13 protein-coding genes are annotated in these 15,347 nt (G+C 58.5%); 7 read left to right on the top strand and 6 right to left on the bottom strand.

Going from position 1 to position 15,347, the window contains the following annotated elements; all coding sequences use genetic code 11:
- Window positions 1-277: 277 nt before the first annotated feature.
- Window positions 278-562 carry a hypothetical protein gene (locus NE637_RS14220; RefSeq protein ID WP_192112300.1) on the bottom strand — a complete coding sequence of 95 codons (285 nt, stop codon included), beginning with the start codon at window positions 560-562 and terminating at the stop codon, window positions 278-280.
- A gap of 298 nt (window positions 563-860) precedes the next feature.
- Between NE637_RS14220 and NE637_RS14225 the strand changes: the two genes are divergently transcribed.
- From NE637_RS14225 to NE637_RS14240, 4 genes are all read left to right on the top strand, one after another.
- Window positions 861-1,703, top strand: coding sequence for a sulfide/dihydroorotate dehydrogenase-like FAD/NAD-binding protein (locus NE637_RS14225; RefSeq protein ID WP_022657761.1), 843 nt, complete (start codon window positions 861-863; stop codon window positions 1,701-1,703).
- Window positions 1,693-3,111, top strand: a complete 1,419-nt coding sequence (gene gltA / locus NE637_RS14230) for an NADPH-dependent glutamate synthase (RefSeq protein WP_192112299.1) — start codon at window positions 1,693-1,695, stop codon at window positions 3,109-3,111. The genes NE637_RS14225 and gltA overlap by 11 nt, the downstream gene beginning before the upstream one ends.
- A 280-nt stretch (window positions 3,112-3,391) precedes the next feature.
- On the top strand, window positions 3,392-4,219 hold the full coding sequence (locus NE637_RS14235; protein ID WP_227118273.1) for a histidinol-phosphatase: 828 nt from the start codon (window positions 3,392-3,394) through the stop codon (window positions 4,217-4,219).
- Between the two features lie 36 nt (window positions 4,220-4,255).
- Window positions 4,256-5,737 carry an ATP-binding cassette domain-containing protein gene (locus tag NE637_RS14240; protein ID WP_227118274.1) on the top strand — a complete coding sequence of 494 codons (1,482 nt, stop codon included), beginning with the start codon at window positions 4,256-4,258 and terminating at the stop codon, window positions 5,735-5,737.
- A 3-nt stretch (window positions 5,738-5,740) separates the two neighbouring features.
- Here the strand turns inward: NE637_RS14240 and NE637_RS14245 are convergent, their stop codons facing one another.
- Complete coding sequence (locus tag NE637_RS14245; protein ID WP_215647956.1) at window positions 5,741-6,385, bottom strand: DedA family protein; 645 nt, start codon at window positions 6,383-6,385, stop codon at window positions 5,741-5,743.
- A gap of 84 nt (window positions 6,386-6,469) precedes the next feature.
- On the opposite strand from NE637_RS14245, the gene NE637_RS14250 reads away from it, so the two are divergent.
- From NE637_RS14250 to NE637_RS14260, 3 genes are all read left to right on the top strand, one after another.
- Window positions 6,470-7,594, top strand: coding sequence for an alpha/beta hydrolase family protein (locus NE637_RS14250; protein ID WP_227118275.1), 1,125 nt, complete (start codon window positions 6,470-6,472; stop codon window positions 7,592-7,594).
- A gap of 189 nt (window positions 7,595-7,783) precedes the next feature.
- On the top strand, window positions 7,784-8,290 hold the full coding sequence (locus NE637_RS14255; RefSeq protein ID WP_227118276.1) for a hypothetical protein: 507 nt from the start codon (window positions 7,784-7,786) through the stop codon (window positions 8,288-8,290).
- A gap of 238 nt (window positions 8,291-8,528) precedes the next feature.
- Entirely contained in the window at window positions 8,529-8,933 is a 405-nt protein-coding gene (locus NE637_RS14260; protein ID WP_227118277.1) for a hypothetical protein, read from the top strand.
- Between the two features lie 134 nt (window positions 8,934-9,067).
- Here NE637_RS14260 and NE637_RS14265 read toward each other — a convergent pair whose 3' ends face one another.
- The 4 genes from NE637_RS14265 to NE637_RS14280 form a co-directional block, all read right to left on the bottom strand.
- Window positions 9,068-10,756 (bottom strand): L-lactate permease, encoded by a 1,689-nt coding sequence (locus NE637_RS14265; protein WP_192112292.1) that lies wholly within the window; start codon window positions 10,754-10,756, stop codon window positions 9,068-9,070.
- 265 nt (window positions 10,757-11,021) lie between these two features.
- Window positions 11,022-13,172 (bottom strand): L-lactate dehydrogenase (quinone) large subunit LdhH, encoded by a 2,151-nt coding sequence (gene ldhH / locus NE637_RS14270; protein WP_192112291.1) that lies wholly within the window; start codon window positions 13,170-13,172, stop codon window positions 11,022-11,024.
- A gap of 3 nt (window positions 13,173-13,175) precedes the next feature.
- Window positions 13,176-13,802 carry a LutC/YkgG family protein gene (locus tag NE637_RS14275; RefSeq protein ID WP_192112290.1) on the bottom strand — a complete coding sequence of 209 codons (627 nt, stop codon included), beginning with the start codon at window positions 13,800-13,802 and terminating at the stop codon, window positions 13,176-13,178.
- Between the two features lie 246 nt (window positions 13,803-14,048).
- The gene (locus NE637_RS14280) at window positions 14,049-15,344 is read right to left on the bottom strand and encodes a (Fe-S)-binding protein (protein ID WP_215647952.1); all 1,296 of its coding nucleotides are present in this window, start codon (window positions 15,342-15,344) and stop codon (window positions 14,049-14,051) included.
- Window positions 15,345-15,347 lie beyond the last annotated feature (3 nt).

The raw sequence follows: 15,347 nt of genomic DNA on the forward strand, positions 1-15,347 counted from the left end.
AACCTTTTCGGTGCTGCCGCTGCCCGGCAGCACGAGAGGCGGGCCATCGCTGACTGAAGATAGCTGCGGCGCATAAAACGCGAGAGGCAGAGGCCCCACGCCCCCGCCTCTCTATGAGTGGAGAATTCGTCATGGATTGCGGACTGCCATGCCCCCTATCATGTCACGGAAAAGTGATGCTAGTGGTTTGTGTTCTGCAATGCAGCGTTAATATTGCATTGAGAACGCATGGTCGTTCTGCATCCGGGCCGGAGTTCAACGTAGAAGTCCGTCCGGTTTATTGTTCGGGCGCGTCAGGGACGCGCCGCACAAGAGCCAGGGCCAGCAAGGCCGGAGACATCCTGGGCATCTGGGCAGGTCTGCGCAACTGCCGCCGCACAAAACCCGCCATGTCCAAAGCCATATCCGCATCAGTCAGAGCCGAGCGGCATGCCTTTTTGTTTTCTTCCAGAACTGCAAGATACCGCTCAACCAGCCTCAGATCACGATTGTGTGATGGATCATCGGCCAATTCAGGCGGCGAGGCTCCCAACTGGAAAACGTCACCGATGTGTTGCGACATGACCATTCCTCCATGAATGGATCACTTGCTTCCTTGCAAAGGGGTTGGCCCTGTCCGCCTCCTTGTTTGGTTTCGTACCGTCTCCCCTTCCCCACTCGTCAAGATTTTTATCGGAACATTAGGCCAGATCTTTAGGCTACGTCTAAAAAAAAGGCCCATTGCATGCCCACAAACGCAAAGTAAAAACGGAGAACAAATTATATCAGTCATGTAAAAGAGATACGATAAAACTGTTACTTGCAAGTAATTTCGATCGCAGCTACCATGCAGCAACTCAGATGCCTGACGAGGAGAACCTATGCCAACACCTATATTGCACAAGGAAAGCCTGATCCCGGGCAAAACCAGCAAACTGGTGCTCCACGCGCCGCAAATCGCGCAAAAAGCGCGCCCCGGCCACTTCGTCATGCTGCGCATGAGCGAACAGGGCGAGCGCATTCCGCTGACCATTGCAGATACTGACCGGGAAAACGGCACCATTACCATAGTGTATCTGGTTATGGGCAAGAGTACCGCCATGCTTGAAGCACTCGGCGTTGGAGATGCCATTCTTGACGTCTGCGGCCCCCTGGGCCACCCCACCCATATTGAAAAACGCGGCACGGTCGTATGCGTGGGCGGCGGCACCGGTATTGCCGCCATGCACCACATTGCCAAGGGCCATGCACGCATCGGCAACAAGGTCGTGGGCGTTATCGGCGCTCGCAGCAAAGACCTGCTGCTCTTTGAAAACGAGCTCAAATCCTTTGTGGATGAACTGCTTGTTTCCACGGACGATGGCAGTTACGGCCACAAGGGCCTTGTTACCGAGCTTCTGCGCGACCGGCTTGAAAAAGACAAGGACGTGTTTGAAGTCGTTGCGGTCGGCCCCGTGCCCATGATGGCCGCCGTGGCGGAAACCACGCGCCCATTTGGCGTCAAGACCACGGTCAGCCTCAACCCCATCATGGTTGACGGCATCGGCATGTGCGGCGCCTGCCGCGTCACCGTAGGCGGCAAAACCAAGTTCGCCTGTGTGGACGGCCCCGAATTTGACGGTCACGAAGTGGATTTTCCCGAACTGCGCCGCCGTCTGGCCGCCTACCGGGAGCAGGAAACCATTTCCATTGAAGAATACCGGAGAGTCAGCCATGGAGAATAGCAAGCCCAAAAAGACCGTGGCTCCCCGTGTGGACATGCCCTGCCAGCCCGCAAAAGTGCGCCGGGCCAACTTTGAAGAAGTCGCCCTTGGCTACACCAGGGAAATGGCTCAGGCCGAGGCCAGCCGCTGCCTTCAGTGCAAAAAGCCCCTGTGCGTCTCGGGCTGCCCTGTTGAAGTGCCCATCCGCGACTTTATCCATCAGGTTGCCGAGGGCAACATGGATGCCGCCTACCGCATCATCAAGACCACCAACAGCCTCCCCGCCGTGTGCGGCCGCGTGTGCCCCCAGGAGCACCAGTGCGAAGGCAAGTGCGTACTCAAGGCCAAGGGCCAGCCCGTGGCCATTGGTCGCCTTGAGCGCTTCGTGGCAGATACGTACATCGCCACCACAGCCTGTGAGCAGGTGACCGGCACCAATGCCTGCGCCCTGCCCCTGGGAGCCAAAAAGGTGGCCTGCATCGGCTCCGGCCCTTCATCCCTGACCTGTGCTGGCGTGTGCGCCACCGCAGGCATCAAGGTTGACGTGTTTGAAGCCCTGCACGAACCCGGCGGCGTGCTTATTTACGGCATCCCCGCCTTCCGCCTGCCCAAGACCGTGGTAGCCACGGAAATCAACGGCCTGCGTCAGGCCGGTGTGGACTTCCACCTCAATTCCGTGGGTGGCCGCACCATTGATATTGACGACCTGCGCAAGGAGTACGACGCCATTTTCATCGGCGTTGGCGCTGGCCTGCCCGTCTTTTTGGGCGTTCCCGGCGAAAATCTGGTGGGCGTGTTCTCCGCTAACGAATACCTCACCCGCGTCAACCTTGGCCGCGCCTACAACTTCCCCTCGCAGGACACTCCGGCCTACCCCGGCAAGCACGTTACCGTGTTCGGCGCGGGCAACGTGGCTATGGACGCGGCGCGCACTGCCCTGCGCATGGGCGCGGAAAGCGTGCATGTGGTCTACCGCCGCACAAGGGCTGAAATGCCCGCCCGTCTGGAAGAGCTGGAACATGCGGAGGAAGAAGGCGTGCAGTTTGCCATGCTTTCAGCCCCGCTGCGCTTCAACGGCGATGCGGAAATGCGCCTTCAGTCCGTAACCCTGCAGCGTATGGAACTGGGTGAGCCCGATGCTTCTGGTCGCCGCAGGCCTGTGCCTGTGGAAGGCTCGGAATACGATCTGCCCACCGACCTTGCCATTGTGGCTCTGGGCACCCGCTCCAACCCCATCCTCCTCGAGGCTACCCCTGAGCTCAAACTGAACAAGTGGGGCTACATCGAGGCCGATGAGGCCACTGGCGAAACCTCCATTCCCAACGTCTTTGCGGGCGGCGACATCGTCACCGGCGCGGCCACGGTCATTCTGGCCATGGGCGCAGGGCGCAAGGCCGGACAGGAAATAGTCAAAAGAATCGCAGGCTGATTGCAGCCCGGCATCTGATAAAAGGGGGGCCTCCGCTGGAGGCTCCCTTTTTTCATAGCCCATACATAAAAAGACAACAATTCAGCCTGCCCATTGACCTCGGCTTGCCAGACCTGCAGTTCGCGGTCATACTCACGTCAGAGTTCACACCAGCATCAGACCTGCCACCCCTGCGCCGCCATGGCAGGCCCTTTTATATCGGCAACATCCCCTTTCAGGGGCCGGAACGGCATCTCCGGCGGGCCAAGGGCGCGGCCCAGGCATATTCAGGAAGATCAGCATGATTCTCGCAGACCTGCACACGCACACCAAGTATTCGCACGGCGGCAATACTCCGGCAGAAATGTACGCTGCCGCCCAGGCCAAGGGGCTAGAATACATGGGCTTTACCGAGCATTCTCCCCGGCCCGTTGGCTTTGACTACACACACGAATACCGCGAGCAACTGACCCGCCACCTGCCGGACTACGTACGCGAGGTTTGCGCCCTCAAAGCCGCCAACCCCAATGGCCCCTGCCGCGTTTTGTTCGGCATGGAAATGGACTGGCTTGAAGGGCAGGAGGACTACACCCACGCCTCCTGCGCCGCCTTTGACTTTGATTACCTGCTTGGGAGCGTGCATTTTATCGGCCACTGGGGCTTTGACGACGGCGCTGAGCCGTGGAAAGCCTTTTCGCAGGAAGAATGCGACAAACAGTACCATGCCTATTTTGAAGCATGGGAGCGCATGATCCTATCCGGCCTGTTCAACATTGCCGCGCACCCTGACCTCATCAAGATTTTCTCTGTGGAGCAGTTCCACATCTGGCTGGCAAAGCCGGAAAGCATGGCGCTGGTGCAACGCGGCCTTGCGGCCCTGCAACGCATGGGGATGAGCATGGAAATATCCTCCGCGGGCCTGCGCAAGGCCTGCCGCGAGATATACCCCGCGCCGCCCATCATGCTCATGGCCGCGCAGATGGGCCTGCCCGTGAGTTTCGCCTCAGATGCGCACGGCACCGATGACGTGGGCTACGGTTTTGCCCGGCTGGCCTCCTACGCGCGCGCCTTTGGCTTTGCCGAGTACACCATTTTTAATCGGGGCCAGCGGATTGTGCTGCCTCTGTAAAAACGGCGCATGCCTTTGACACCACGGATCTCATGTATGTCCGAAATTATCGTATCCATCGATGACGTAAGTCTTTTCCTGCCCGGCGACGCCAGCCAGAAGCATGTGCTGCACAACATCAACTGGCAGGTGCGGCGCGGCGCGCACTGCGCGCTCATTGGCCCCAACGGCTCGGGCAAGTCCACCCTGCTGCGGCTCATGCGCGGCGAGCTGTGGCCCGCCCACGGGCGCATCCAGTGGCACGGGCCTGACGGCCCGGAAGATTCCCCGCTGGCGGGCAGGGGCATGACAAGCCTTGTCTCTCCTGCGCAGCAGGAAAACTATCAGCGGCAGGCATGGGATCTCACGGGCCGCGACCTGCTGCTCACAGGCTTTGAAGATACCTCACTGGTCTATGCCGACAGCACGGCCTACAGGCGGCAGGCAGTGGAAGACATGGCCGCTCGGCTTGACGCCGAGGGCCTGCTTGAGCGCACTGTGCCCACATTTTCGCAGGGGCAGCTGCGTTTGCTGCTGCTTGGCCGCGCCCTCCTGCGCGCGCCTACCCTGCTGCTGCTTGACGAGTGCGATGAAGGCCTTGACGAACGCTATCGCCAGATTTTTTTTGAGACCCTCGGTGAATACACCAGCCGCTGCACGGTCGTGATGACGGCGCACCGCGCCGCAAATATTCCCGACTGGTGCGCTGGCCGCCGTTATGTGCGTAATGGCCGCCTGCTCACTGCGCCGCCTGCGTCCGAGGGCAGTGAAAAAACGCCAAAGACGGCGCAGAGCAACAATGCCTCCGGCGTCGCAGAGCACGTCCTCAACGGCGGGCACGCCATGCTTGATCTGGATAACGTCACCGTATTCATTGATCGGCAGGAAGTGCTGCACGACATCAGCTGGTGCATGCATCAGGGCGAAAACTGGCGCATCACCGGGGCCAACGGCTCGGGCAAATCCACCTTGCTGCGTTTGCTGGCAGGTGATGAATTTGTTGCCGCCGGGGGAAGATTTGACCGCTGGCTGCCCGGTCAGGGCGGGCAGGTAGACACCCTCGAAGCCCTGCGCAAGGGCGTGCGCCTTGTATCAGATCTTTCGCAGGCTCTGTATGGTTATTCCCTAAATGCGCTTGATATGGTCTGCACAGGCTTTGACAACAGCATTGGCGTATACCGCCGTTTTTCTGATGCCGAGCGGGCCGAGGCCACAAGCCGCATGGCCCAGATGTTCCCCGATGAAAATCCCGAAAGCCTGAAACAGCTTGGGCGGCAATCCATCCGCCATCTGTCCACGGGGCAGTTGCGCCGCCTGTTCCTGGCGCGCGCCCTGGTGGGCGGGCCGGATATCCTGCTGCTGGACGAACCCTGCTCCGGCCTGGATGCGTCAAGCCGCGCCCAGTACCTGCATCTGCTGGATCAGCTTGCCTTACAGGGCATCCAGATGGTTTTTGTGTCCCACCATGATGAAGACGCCCCCCTGTGCATCAACAGGGAGGCGCATATGGAAGGCGGACGCCTGCGTGTGGTGCTGTAGGGCCTAATCCTTGCCCTTCCCTAACTTGGAACGCGCGATTTCAATAACAACGGGCAGCACGGAAATAATAATGATGCCGTAAACAATTAGGCTGAAGTTCTGCCGCGCCCATTCCAGGTTGCCGAGAAAGTACCCGGCGGAAACCAGCCCCCCCACCCAGAGCACGCAGCCCGTGATGTTGAACAGAAAAAACGTGGGCGGATGCATCAGGGCAATGCCCGCCACAAAGGGTGCAAAGGTGCGCACTATGGGCACAAAGCGGGCCAGCACAATAGCCTTGCCGCCGTGCCGCTCGTAAAAATTGTGCGCCTTGATCAGGTGGGATTTTTTGATGAGACGATTCTCGCGCGAAAAAATGGCTGGCCCCACATGCCGCCCGATAAAGTAATTCACCGCATCGCCCAGTATGCCTGCCGCCAGCAGTACGCCCATCACTTCGCCATAGCCCAAAAGCCCGGCCCCGGCCACCACGCCGGAGGCAAACAGCAGGGAATCGCCCGGCAGGAAGGGGGTTACCACAAGGCCTGTTTCGCAAAAAACAATGACGAACAGTATGGCGTAAAGCCATAGCCCGTACTGATCGGCAAGCTCAAACAAATGCACGTCTATGTGCAGAATAAAACTGACAAAGCTGCTCAGTAGTTCCATAAAGGCTGATCTCCCTCATCGGGCGCGTAGGCGCGCCTTCGGTCTGCTCTTGTACCCCAAGGCCGCTTGTGGCACAACACAGCCATGCGCGTACTCACCACCATAGCTGTCCTTGCCCTGATTCTGTTCGCTCCTGTTGCCAATGCTGCCGACACTTATATGGTTGGTTTCAGAACGCTTGGCCAGTGGTCGCCGGAAACAGGTCTGCGCCTGGATGTGAATGTGTGGTATCCATCATCCCGCCCGCCGCGTGATCTCAACTATGCCCCATGGGAGATTTCCGCCTCCCGCGCTGGCAAGGCGGTGGACGGGCGTTTCCCCCTGCTTCTGCTCTCGCACGATACCGCAGGAACGCGTTTTTCGTACCATGATACCGCCGCCTGGCTGGCATCGCTGGGCTTTGTAGTGGCTGCCCCCAACCACCCTGGCGACAACATGGACAACATGGACAACCTGCTGACCTGGCAGCAGCTTGAAAATCGCGCACATGAACTTTCTGGCAGCATTGACCTGCTCCTGCATGATCCGGAAGTGGAGCCCAGCATTGACGCCTCGCGCATCGGAGTAATCGGCTTTGGCGTTGGCGGCGCGGCGGCTCTGCTGCTGGGCGGTGCGCTGCCCGACTGCGAGGGCTGGGCCAGCTACTGCTCGCGTACTGCGCCAAACGACATGTATTGCAATACCTGGGCTCGCGAACGCATGGAATCGCTGTGCAAGAACCTGCCGCTCACACGCAGCCTCGCCGACACGCGCATCCGCGCCATAGCGGCAGTTGCGCCCGGCTTTGGCATGCTGTTTTCGCGCCAGTCGTTCCACTGGTTCTACCCGCCTCTGCTGATCATGGCTGCTCCCAATGACAGCCTGAACAACCCCGCCCTGCATGCGCGGCGCATATTTGAGCTTATGGATAAAAAGCCTCGCTGGCTGAGCCTGCCGCAGGCAGACACGGGTGCGCTCATGGCGCCCTGCCCGGAATCTCTGGCCATGGAATTGCCGGAGCTGTGCCGTTCGGTCACAGAAGAAACGCGGGGTGCAATCCACAGGCGCATGACCGAATCCTTGGGCGATTTTTTTCTACACTACCTTGGCAATGCGCAGAATCTGCCCCAGATTCCGCCGCCGCCCGACCTGACGCCCCAGCAGCAAAAGGCAGCGCCAGAGCCAGCCACGCAGCCTGCGCCAAAACCCAAAAAACGACGCCCAGGCTAGGCTTGTAAAGGCATAGGGCATGCGCCTTTTCAGCTGCCTTGACAATTGCCGCTCGGCTCACTAAAGGGTGTGGCATGGCGGTAGAATCATACCGTAACATGCAAATTTCCCTATCCGGAACAGGATAATATGCGGAACACAATTTATTTGTTCTGTTTTTTACTGGCTGCCCTAGTCCCCGCAACCGCCTTGAGCACAGACAGCCAGGGATTGCCAGAACAGCAAGGCTGGGTGGTCATGCCAGCTGGCGCGCGCCCTGCCTACTTTGGCATACACGGCGGCACCATGCCCGTCAGCCTGCTTGTATATGGCGACGGTTCTTCGCTCGTGACCTTTGTTGGCCGCACCGGCAACGACTTTATTGATGTGTTGCGCCGGGCCGAAGTCTCCATGCCAAGCCTGCTTAACGCCACCTCGCAGCGCTCGGCGGCTGGAAAAAACGTCTCGCCTTCGGCCAATGCTACCGCAGTGCTCATGGCGGGCTCTTCTTCCAGCAGCCTTCCGGTGTTCAATGTCAGCGGCGAAAGACTCTCACACATGGATGTTCCGCCCGGACAGCTCCAACCCTTTGGTCTTTCCGACAAGGCGCTGTCTATCGAAGGTGAAGTAACAGCCCCCCAGCGGCTGTCCACTGTGAAGCAGTATCGCCTGCTTTTTCAGCCGCAGTATCTGCAACCACGGCGCAACCAGCGTTAGCCTAATTGCAAAAAGCAACTTTTACTTTTAACAAAAAATCAAAAAAACTTTTTTACTGTTCAAACAGCCCATTGGGCAAACAAGTTAAATAATTTTAGCTTCAAACGCTGCCTTTTAAAATTGTTTTTGCGACTGCCCGCCCGGTACAAGAGCGGGCTTTTTTTTCGCCTGCTTGATTTGAATGTTTATAGAAGATAAACTATTTTTAAGCAGAACATTTTGTCTCAGGAGACAAGCTATGCCGCTTTCAGATCATTTGGAACTTATGCAGCGCCTCTGTGCCAAAGCAGGACAGGATCATGAGTGCCCCTTTGAAAAACACTTTCGTTCAGGCATTATGTCACTCAAGGAATTCAGCACGGACTATGATGCCATAGTTGACGAGCACAACCCCTTTTATCAGGAATTTACAAAATACCTGAAGCAGGATGCCCTGGAGACTGACGATCTGTTTTCGCTCTTTGAATGTCTGGTGATCTTTATCCGCATGCGCCAGATGGCACGTTCCGGCCTTGAGCTCAGCCTCAGGGAACAGAGCGTGCTGGACTATTTTGAATCATGCGGTGAGTGGGCGTCACGTGACGATACGCTCGTAAGCAACTGGTACTGGAAGCAACTTCCAGGTAAGCAGCGCAACCATTAGCGAAACAGCTCTCCGCAACGTGTCGCCAGATAATTCCAATCCACCAAACCGCCAGCCATATCCATGCGCAAAGGCCGCCCAGCATTGCTGAGCGGCCTTTTCAACATATGTGCTACGGCTATGCCGCCAGCATTCTAGAACACGCCAGGATTAAGCATCACCAGCACGGTGCAGATAATGCCCACGATGGTGCCGTAGAGCATGAAGGGCCAGAACGTGCGGCGCAGGACCTCGCCTTCTCGGCCCGACAGGCCCACAACCGCGCAGGCAGCCACGATATTGTGCACGCAGACCATGTTGCCCATGGCGCCGCCAACGGCCTGAGCCGCAACGATGATCTGACGGGGCAGGTGCAGGGCCTGAGCCATGTTCCACTGGAATTCAGCAAACATAAGGTCAGAAACCGTGTTGGAGCCAGTGATAAAGGCACCAAGACCACCCACAAAGGCAGCCAGAACAGGCCACACCGAACCAGCCACAGCGGCCACTGCCTGAGCCAGAGCCAAAGGCATGGAGGGCACATCAATGGGGTTTGTCGCAGAACCACGGAAGATGGACACCAGCGCCACGGCAAAGATCAGGGCAATGGTGGGGGACTTCATCTTGCGCAGGCTTTCGCCCCAGGCTCGGGAAACCGCGGCCTTGGGCATCTTGTGCAAGGTGATCGTCATGAGCGACACCACGATAAAGAACGTGCCGGGCAGATACAGATAATCAATGGAAGCGTTTACGCCCTTGAATCCCAGGATATCAACAAAGTTCAGCTTGAAACTCAGCAGCCAAGCCTTGAGCCCCAGCGAAGGAATGCGCGAAAGCACCAGCAGGATGCAGATCAGCACATAGGGCAACCATGCCTGGAGCTGGGTCATGTGCGCACGGAATTCTGTCTTGGTGCTGGGGGGCACGGAGCCAGTCCAGCTTTTGTCCCATTCTGTATGCGGGGCAAATTCCCACACCGTCTTGGGAACGCAAAATCCCTTTTTGGTACCCCACACCACAACGCCGAGACCAAGCAGGCCAGCAAGCAGAGCGGGGAATTCAGGGCCAAGCAACCACGCGCAAGCAAGGTACGGCACAAGGAAGCAAACACCCGCAAAAACGCAGTACTTCCAGGCGGCAAAGCCAACAGACCAGGACTTTTCCTTGCCAAAAAAGCGGGTCATGAAGCCCAGCATGAAAATGGTCAGGATAATTGCCATGGGGGCATGCATAAAGGTCGCCCACTGGCCTACAGCCGCACCAAACCCGTCATAATTCTGGAAGGGCAAATTGGGGTTGGCGGCAACGGATTCCGCCACAAGATTTTTAAGAAAGCTGAAACCAACGATAACAGGCGTGCCCACTGCCCCAAAGGTAACTGGCACGGAGTTGAACACCAGGCAGACCACGGCTGCGGCCATGGCCGGAAAGCCCAGAGCAAGCAGCAGGGGCGCGGCAAGAGCGGCAGGAGTGCCAAAGCCGGCAGCGCCTTCAATAAAGGCTCCAAACATGAAGCCAATAATGATGGCTTGCAGACGGCGGTCACGGCTGACGCCCTGCATGCCGCACTGGATGGTTTCCATGCCGCCGCTTTCTTCAAGAGTATAAAGAATAAGAATTGCGCCAAAAACAATAATCAGAACGCCAATGGCAACGACAACGCCCTGGAGCGACAGAGCAAGCAGATAGGAGGGAGATAGCTTCCAACCCACAAGTCCGCAGATGACGCAGACCAGCCAGGCCAGAGGCATGGCTCGGGTCGCTGGCCACCGCAGGCCAACCATAAAAATGAGTGCAACAAGGATGGGGATAATAGCTAAAAGGGCCAACATTCCAATAGACATAATGCCTCCGCATTTGTGAAGCAGTGAGATGCTCCCATTCTCAGCACACACTGCCCAGTTTTACACCTCGCCGCCTGGCAGGATGATGTTAACGCAATGCTGCCGCATTGCTTTACGGGGTTTCAGCCAGAGTTTTTCCGTCCCCAAGCGCAAGGGGACAGACCAGGTTTCGGCCCTCCCCACAGTGGAGAGCCGAAACCATCCCTCAACTTTCCTGCGGATGAAGAGCCTCAGCTCTCCACCCGCAGGAAGATGTTTCGTTGGATTATTTTTTCAGATTTTCAGCCAGAAGTTCGGCAATATGATCGACCTTTATCTTGAGGCCCTGCTTTTCAGCACCGCCACGGATCTGCATGACGCAGCCGGGGCAGTCCACCACCAGGCGGTCAGCGCCGGTGGCCTTCATATTGGCGATCTTCTTGTCCAGCAGCTGGGCCGAGATTTCGGGGAACTTCACAGAGTAGCTGCCGCCAAAGCCGCAGCACACTTCTTCTTCCTCGCAAGGCACGTATTCAGCCGCATCGCCAATGAGATCGCGGGGGGCCTTTTTGACGCCCAGGCCGCGGCACAGGTGGCACGAGGCATGGTAGGTGACCTTCTGCGCGGACTTGTTGAAGTCCTCGGCCTTGAGGCCCAGCACGTCATGTACGAAGGAGCTGAAGTCGATGATCTTGGCCGCAAAGGCCTGAGCTTCCACCGTGGAGAAATCCTGATCCAGGATTTCAGGGTAGTGGTGCTTGAGGTGACCGGCGCAGCTGGCGCACAGCGTGATGATGTAGTCGTAGTTGCCGCCACGGAAGGCCGCAATATTCTGCTTGGCCACGTCCATGGAGGTTTTGCGCTGGCCCATCATTTCGAGGGGCAGGCCGCAGCATGACTGTTCCATGGGAAAGTCCACGGCCACGTTTTTGGCGGCCAGAATCTTCACGCAGGCTTCCAGTTCTTCGGGGTAGATGAAGTCCTGGGCGCAACCGCTGAAGATGGCCACGCGGAAGGTGGGGTTCTGCACCTTGGGGGCCAGTTCGGGCCAACGGTCGCGGAAGGACTTGTTGGCAATGGCGGGCAGAGCCTTGAAGTTGTGCTTGCCAAGGAAGACGGCAGGCAGATGGCGCTGGAACTGCGCCCCGCGTGTGAAGGGCTTCTGGGCGAAGCTGGCGAACTTGAGCAGCTTGTGGAACAGCTTGCGGTTCTTCATCACAGCGGAAAGCAGGTTGGCTTCAATGGGCGCGCCCTGTTCCACGTTGAGGCGCGAGCGCACTTCGCGGATAAGACGCGGCAGGTCGATGCCGCCAGCGCACACATTGGCGCACGATTCGCAGCCCATGCAGTTCTGGCTGAGAATACGGGCGCGATCCTTGCCGTGGAAGAAGTAGGTAAGGATCAGGCCGATGGCGCCAATGTAGATGTAGCCCATCTTGTGGCCGCCCACGAGGCGGTACACGGGGCAGACGTTGGCGCAAGCGCCGCAGCGCACGCAGCGGAACACCTGCGAGAAGAGGGGATCCTTGGCGATTTCGGTACGGCCGTTATCAAGAAAGATAACGTGCAGAATCTTTTTGTCGTCGGCATTGGCTGCGCAGGGGCCTGCGCCGCACATCCAGGTAACATAGGAGGTAAGGCGCTGGGCGGTGGCGTTGCGGGGCAGCACCTGAAGGGCCACCAGGGCATCGTCCAGCTTGGCAACGAGCTTGTCCAGACCGGCAATGGCAACATGCACACGCGGCAGGGTCGTAACCATGCGGGCGTTGCCTTCGTTGGTCACGGTAGAGATCGCGCCGTTTTCGGCCACGGCAAAGTTACAGCCGCTCACGCCCATATCGGCGGCGATGAACTTGCGGCGCAACTGCACGCGGGCCACCTTGACCAGACGCTGCACGTCAGAATCCTGCTTGACGCCGGTGGCCTTGGTGAAGTCGTCCGCCACCTGATAACGCGAAAGGTGGATGGCGGGCATAACCATGTGCGAAGGACCTTCGTGGCGCAGCTGGATGATCCATTCGCCAAGGTCGGTTTCGTCCACGATCAGGCCGTTGCCTTCCAGCGCGGTGTTCAGGCCGATTTCTTCGGCGGTCATGGACTTGGACTTGACCACCTTCTTCACTTTGTTTTCTTTGGCGATGCGAACGATCATGTCGTTGGCTTCGGCAGCGGTGGCGGCACGGTGCACGTGCACGCCGCGCTTTTCAGCTTCGGCCTTGAACTGAGCGTACAGTTCGTCCATGTGCTGACAGGCGTAGTCCTTGGCGTCGGCGATCTGCTTGATCAGCGCTTTCTCGTCCACTTCCTTGAACACGGCTTCGCGGTTGGCGCGGTAGGCCACGGCAAAGGTATCAAGGGTGCGACGCAGAAATTCGTCGTTCAGGGCTTCGTCCAGTTCCTTATGATATCCCGATGAGCTCTTGAGGGCGTCATGCATGGGTTAGTCCTCCAGCAGAATGATATGCAGTTCCAGCGGCCCATGCACGCCCACGGCAGCCACGCGCTCAATGTCGGCGGTACGGCTGGGGCCAGTCACCAGTGTGGTGTACGTGGCAGTACCTTCGTTCATGCGCTCGCGCAGCAACTGGGCTATGGAGGGCAGATCGGGGTAGATGGTGGACTTGCGCAGCATCAGCACGGAAACTTCCGAGATCATGCCCGTAAGGCGCACGTCTTCGTTGTCGGTATTGAGCAGGCAGGTGCCGCTGGCGGCAACGCCAAGTTCGGCAGTGGAGACGCCCACGTCAATACCGGCAAGATAGTTGCGCAGCCCTTCGCGGATGCACAAAAAACCTTTTTCTTCACAGGCAGCTGCCAGCGCGGCAAAATCGGCGTCGCCAAGCTGCGGCGCTGCCACCACACGTTGTACGCGCGTGGGAACCTTATTGGGGCCAAGGGGGCCTTGTTCCGTGCCGGGTTCGTCAGCCAAAAGCTCTGCGGGAGCCTTGTTGGCGCAAACGTCCACAACATACTGCAAGGCGGCTGCCATGTTGGGCACTTCCTGCACTACGGCGTTAACAGCCGCAGCCTTGGCGGAAAAGGCTTCTACCAATTCCTGATGTGTCATAAACAACTCCTTTTTCAAAACACGCCGGGTTCTTGAACCATGCAGCTTCGCCGCGAAAAATAGTGTGCAGAGGGCCGGATTCACCCGCTGCCATTGTTTGCGCTCATATTCCTGCGAACGGCGTAACACGCCCATAGCTTCCGAAACAAACCCCCACGGCTCTTCTTCAGATGGGCATTCTGGCAGAATAACCGCCGGGTTGATAAACGCGGCGGAGGAACCACAGTCCCCCGCCGCGCTCGCATGTTACTTCAGGCTTTCAGCGTACAACTCCACTGTGTGCTTGACGCGCACGGAGTCATGGTTGTGCGAAAGCACGTCCTCAAGCTGCATCATGCAGGCAGGGCAACCGGCGGCCACAATCTTGGCTCCGGAAGCTACCACATTGTTGCGCTTGCGCTGGCCGATCTTGCGCGAATAATCGTAGTGGAAGAGGTTGAACGATCCGCCGCAGCCGCAGCAGCGGTCAGCTTCGGCCATTTCCGTGATCTTGTAGGCCGGGTTGGCCGCAACAACGGAACGGGGCTGGCTGACAACGCCAAGCGACTTCTTGAGGTGGCAAGAATCGTGGTAGGTCACGCTGACGGCGTTTTCCTGAGCCTGCTCGGCGGGCTGCACCTTGAGCACATCCACCAGGAAGGCATTGATGTCCATGGCCTTGGCGGCCAGTTCTTCAATCTTGCGTTTTTCGGCAGAACCCAGACGGTGCGCGTAGCGGGGCCACAGTTCCTTGACCGTGGAGGTGCAGGAACCGCAGGGGCTGAGAATATAGTCGAAGTCGCCGTTTTTGAGGGCTTCCACGTTCACGCGCATCTGCTCCACCATGCCCTTGGCATCACCGGACGAAAGCGCCGGAATGCCACAGCAGGTGAGATTTTTGGGCATGAACACGGCCACGTTGTGATAACGCAGCACCTTCAGGCAGGCTTCTGCCATATCGGTGTACATTTTGTCGCCCACGCAGCCGGGGAAGAACGCCACCTTGAGCCCGCCAGCGCGGCGGGGTTCGTCAAGCGCGCCGTAGCGGGCGTGCAGAGGTGTTTTTGCCAGGGGGTGGATGTGGCGGTCGCCCAGCATGAAGTTGAGCAGAGGCGCGCACACGGTGCCCTGCGCGTCGTTGCTCGAGCCAAAGATAAGGCCCTGCATGGGCGCGCCAACGCGCATGGCGAAGTTGAAGAGGCCAGGCTTGGTCAGAAGCGAACGGAAGATCATCTTCTTGACCGGGTGCAGGCCGATGAACTCGTTTACGATTTCACGGGCTTCCATGAAGACGTCCATAATCTGGACGCCGGGCGGGCAGGACGCCTGGCAGGAACCGCACAAAAGGCAGCGGCCCAGTTTTTCGGCCACAGCCGCAGGGTCCTGAATCATCTCATGGGCCAGGTTGTCAATAAGGGCCAGCTTGCCGCGAGCCACGTCGGCTTCCATACCGGTGGCGCCGAACATGGGGCACACGGCCTGGCACATGCCGCATTTCATGCAGGCAGTGATCCTGTCGTCCAGGGCCATAAGGCGCTGGGCCAGTTCGTGCATAGTACTCATGAA

The organism is Desulfovibrio desulfuricans (assembly GCF_024460775.1).
Taxonomy (GTDB): Bacteria; Desulfobacterota; Desulfovibrionia; order Desulfovibrionales; family Desulfovibrionaceae; genus Desulfovibrio; species Desulfovibrio desulfuricans_E.